Annotated in this window: 5 protein-coding genes; 2 read left to right on the top strand and 3 right to left on the bottom strand. The window is 56.3% G+C overall.

The window, feature by feature from the left end; all coding sequences use genetic code 11:
- Positions 1-377: IS5 family transposase (locus AWU74_RS03970; RefSeq protein WP_187150823.1), on the bottom strand; the 377-nt coding region annotated here is incomplete at its 3' end.
- A 400-nt stretch (positions 378-777) separates the two neighbouring features.
- On the opposite strand from AWU74_RS03970, the gene AWU74_RS03975 reads away from it, so the two are divergent.
- Positions 778-987, top strand: coding sequence for a hypothetical protein (locus AWU74_RS03975; protein ID WP_062327855.1), 210 nt, complete (start codon positions 778-780; stop codon positions 985-987).
- Positions 988-1,446: 459 nt separating this feature from the next.
- On the opposite strand, the gene murJ is transcribed toward AWU74_RS03975, so the two are convergent.
- Positions 1,447-3,063 carry a murein biosynthesis integral membrane protein MurJ gene (murJ, locus tag AWU74_RS03980; protein WP_062327858.1) on the bottom strand — a complete coding sequence of 539 codons (1,617 nt, stop codon included), beginning with the start codon at positions 3,061-3,063 and terminating at the stop codon, positions 1,447-1,449.
- Positions 3,064-3,340: 277 nt separating this feature from the next.
- Here murJ and AWU74_RS03985 point away from each other — a divergent pair, with 277 nt between their 5' ends.
- The gene (locus AWU74_RS03985) at positions 3,341-3,946 is read left to right on the top strand and encodes a hypothetical protein (RefSeq protein ID WP_062327861.1); all 606 of its coding nucleotides are present in this window, start codon (positions 3,341-3,343) and stop codon (positions 3,944-3,946) included.
- Between the two features lie 157 nt (positions 3,947-4,103).
- Here AWU74_RS03985 and AWU74_RS03990 read toward each other — a convergent pair whose 3' ends face one another.
- Positions 4,104-4,523, bottom strand: coding sequence for a transposase (locus AWU74_RS03990; protein ID WP_306700968.1), 420 nt, complete (start codon positions 4,521-4,523; stop codon positions 4,104-4,106).
- Positions 4,524-4,534: the final 11 nt, after the last annotated feature.

Genomic DNA, 4,534 nt, shown 5'->3' on the forward strand with positions numbered 1-4,534 from the left:
CCCCCTTTTGTGCGGCTAATGTCCTGACTGCCGCCTTGTGCCCCGCATGCGTCCGCGTGTGCCTTGATATACGTCGAATCTATCATAAAGATATCCCCGGCAGGCTCGCCTATTGCGGCGTCCGCCAACGTTTTCCATATTCCCTTATCCCGCCAGCGGCAAAACCGCTTGTGTATGCTGTTCCAGTTTCCGAATTCCGGCGGTATATCCCTCCACGGAGCGCCTGTGCGCGTCTGCCACGCTACCGCGTTGATAAACAAACGGTTGTCTTTCGCCACTCCCCCGCGTTTCCCTGCCTGTCCGGGCAGCAGTTCTTTTATCCGTTCCCACGCTTCGTCGCTTATATCGTGCCGGTGAATGCCTTCATTTTCTTTCATGCTTCCCATTTTACCTCTTTCCCTTTATCCAGTCCACACTACCTAGAGGGCTGCTTCGGGGCAGGAGGCTTTTTTATGCTTTGAAAAAGCTAAACAGGGCGGCGGTTTTCGGGTTTTATCAGGCTAAAAACAAAACAGCAAAATTAGTCAATTTCTCTTATAATCTGGTAGGCAAGCAGCGCTATAAATCATAACGGTACGTCATTAAAATCGTCTTCGGCACCCTCAAGCGCCAGCGGGGAATCGCTGCGCGTTGCGCAAAGCTCGCCGCTTCCTTCATCGCCGCTATTCATATCAGGTGTTTTTCCTTTACATTCATCTTCCAGTCCACACCGCCTAGTTGACATTTCGCTCACAATTAATTATGTTTTGCAGAAAATTTTTAGATACGGGAGTTATCATGACGAGCAATAGCAAACCTGAATTAAAAAAAAGTCTCTTTTCTGGGGATATTGATTTTTGTCGTGTTAAAACACAGCACACAAACGATGATGATGATTCGTTAGAAGACGACGAAGAACTTGACGACGAGGACGATGATTTTGACGATTTCGAAGACGACGAGGAATTCGACGACGAGGACGATGATTTTGACGACGATGATAATTAACCCCGTCAGTGCGAACAGGATAGCAGAAAAACCGAAAGGTGATAACAAGTGAAAAACAAAACCGTCCCGCCCAAGTGAGAGGGACGGTTTTTGTGTCGGCACTGGAGACATGCTCGCATAATTATTGCCTCATGACGGACTGTTGCCTACAGCTTCTGCGGTTTCCCTTTTGCCAGTTTAGCTTCATCGGTAAGTGTATGCAACTAATCAGCCTATATTTCTCTGCTGCCGCTTAAAACGGCTTGTTTGGCAACCCGATAGTTTACCGTTATACCGCTCGACATACAGGCTTCAGCCCCTGCGTCATTTACCTCCGTGTAGCGCATAGGTTTTGCCCTTGTACCTTTCCCGACAGATAAGACCGCTTCTCTTTCTCCGGCGAGCAAATCTATTGCTTGCAGCACATTCGGTCGTTACCTGTACAGTACACAGACTTTGCCTTCATGCCTGCACTCTTTCTCAAGAAACCCGGTCGTCCGGCTTCGCCGAGCGTCTGAGCCGCGCAAACAGCGAGCGCAGGAACGGGTCTTTGGCGAGCAGCAACGCGCCGCCCGTAATCCCAGCGAACAGCGCGGCAGAGAGCGCGAGCGGTACGCCTTCGGCTACGACGCGGGGAAAGCTTGCGAACGGGGCGAACAGAAAGGGCTTGGCGAGCAGCAGCGCAACTCCCGCGGCGAACGAGCACAGCGCGACTTTCACCGCGTAGCCAGCAGCAGGCAACAGAGCGCGCGCCGTACCGCAGCCGCGCCTGACGAGGAAGAACGCGAGCGCAACGGTGTTCGCGGCGCTCGCAAGCGAAAGCGCAAGCGCGATTCCGCCGCCGGACAGCGGGCGCACGAGGGCGCAGGCGAGCGCGACGTTCACCACGACGCCGACGAGTCCGGCGATCGTGGGGGAGGCGGTATCGCCCCGCGCGTAGAATGCGGGCGAGAGGACGCGGTTCGCCGCGATAAAGAACAAGCCCGCAACGTGGAAGCGGAACGCCTCGTGCGTCAGGCGCACCGATTCGTCGGTGAAGCGGCGCGTCTTGTACAGCAGAACGATGAGCCGGTCGCCCGCGACGAGCGAAAAAACCGTGGCGGGGAGCGTAACGAGCGCGAGCAGCTTGACGGCGGAGACGAGCATAGCGTTGAACTCGCCCCAGCACCCGCGCTTCGCCAGCCCCGACAGGTCGGGCAGAATCACCGTGCCGACGGATACGGCGAATATGCCCAGTATGAGTTCCTGCAGGCGGAGCGAGTATTGCAGGCTCGACACGACGCCGACTCCCGCCTTTCCGGCGAGCGCGGTGGACACCACGTCGTTGAGCTGATATGCCGCCATCCCGACGACGGTCGGCCCAACGAGCTTCAGCACGCGGCGCAGCCCCGCGTTCCCAAACGCCGCCCGCAGTCCCGTGAGCGCCGGTTTCCAGCCGCTTCTGACGACGAAGGGAAGCTGAAACGCCGCCTGCGCCGCACCGCCCAGCAGCACGCCTACGGACATGGCGCGTGCGGGGTTCGCCATGAACGAGGAGAGCAGGTGCGTCGCGGCTATGACGGCGAGGTTGAATAGCACCGGCGTAAATCCCGACGGGGCAAAGATTCTGAGCGCGTTCAGCACGCCCTGAAAAAATGCCGCCACCGAGATGACGCACAGGTACGGGAACATGAGCCGCGTCAGCAGCACCGCCTCGGCGGCGGCGTCCGCGCCCCCCGCCGAAGACGCGCCGGCAAAAAAGAGCGGCACGATTGCGGGCGCGGCAAGGATTCCCACAACGGCGACGCAGGCGGACAGGAACGATACGGCGGTGCACGCCGCGGCGGCGAATTCGCGGGCGGCGCGGACGCCTTCCGGCGTGCCGGCGTCTTCGAGATACGCCTTGAACGTGGGGATAAACGCGACGGATATGCTGTTTTCGGCGAACAGGCGGCGGAACAGGTTGGGTAGCATGAACGCTATGCCGAACGCGTCCGCATAGCCGCTGGTGCCCAGAAACGCCGCCTTGGTCATTTCCCGCGCCAGACCCAGCACGCGCGAGGCGAGCGTCAGGAGCGACAGCCGCATTCCGGCGGCGGCAAGCGAAGCCTTTTTCATGCGCCTACTATAGCGGCAACGAAGCCGCCGGCAAAGGGCTTTCGGCGAGCCTTTATGCCGCGAGTTTGCGAAGCAAACTCGGTAGCAAGACGGAGACTTGCGGAAGTTCCTTGGAAGGAACTCGGCAGAAAGGCTTTTGCGGCACGCTCAGCAGATCGGCGGACGAGAGCCTCCCGCGCGGAGCGCGGGGAACCCGCGAAAACAGCCCGAAAATATTGACAGAACGCGGAACATATTTTATACTTTTATGCATAGTAACCATATTTGAAGGCAAAAGATGAATGCAGCGAAGAGGTTTTTGACCGCCGCCGTAACGGCGGGCGCGCTGGGAATTGGGACGGGCGCGTTTGCCGACTGCCGGCAGGAACTGTCGCCGGACGCGCAGAGCGGGTCGGCGGGCGCGGAGCGCAGACCAAAGTACGCCAAGTATGACTATGGGGACTACGACTTCTACTTCAGGAACGGCGCGCACGCGGGCGGGGACTGCGACGAGTACAATTCGGAGCCGGGCGGCAAGACGACGATTTACGAGTACTACCAGAGCGAGATTAACCAGTGGGAAAAACGGCTTAAGGCAGCAGGCGTAAATCCTGAAATGTACAGAACAAACAACGTCCTAAAACACTGCTATGCTCGTTTTGACACTGATTTATTAGCCGGTATCGGATATGAAAGTGGAGGGTGGAACGATTGTTACGACGATGGGGCAGACGTTCTATCGAAGAGCGGAAAACAATTTTACGTTCCAGATTTGCTTTATCTGCTTTATGCTCAGCCACGTGGGGGATTTCCGTACGCAGGTGTAATTGATTCTATTCTTTCGAGAATTTCCGAAGCCCAAAAAGAGCGGGACGCGCTGGCATTTTTATTCGTATTTCCGTAGACCACTACCGCCCACAAATCTTTTGATAAAGTTATAGGACGAATGGAGAAAGCGGGGATTTCTATTATAGAGAAAGGTATGATTCCTTCATGTTTTACATTATAGCAGACGGAAGCGACGTAGCTTGGTTTTCCTATAACCAGTAAGCGCGTTGCCCTTACGGGCAAGGAACGAGTTTCTTGAGGAAACAGGCGTTCCCCGTGAGGAACAAACACCTGACATGAATGGCGGCGATGAAGGAAGCGGTGAGCTTTGCATAGCACGTAGCAATTCCCCGCCAGCGCTTGAGGGCACGGAAGACGTTTTCAATGACGTGCCGCGCCCGATACAGTTCATGATTGTACGCTCTTTGCTCTTTCCGGCTTTTAACCGGAGGGATGACTGCTGCTATATCCGCTTCTTTAAGCATATCAAGCAGCTCGTTCGTGTCATACGCCTTGTCCGCAAGGAACGCTTCCGCTTCCAAATCCTCCATAAGGAGAGGCGCTTGGCTGCAGTCCGCGACAGTACCGCTTGTCACAATGCCGCTTGCCGGTATCCCGTACTCGTCAACCGCCAAATGTAATTTGCTGTTCAGCCCCCTTTTGT

This window comes from Treponema endosymbiont of Eucomonympha sp. (genome assembly GCF_001028545.1).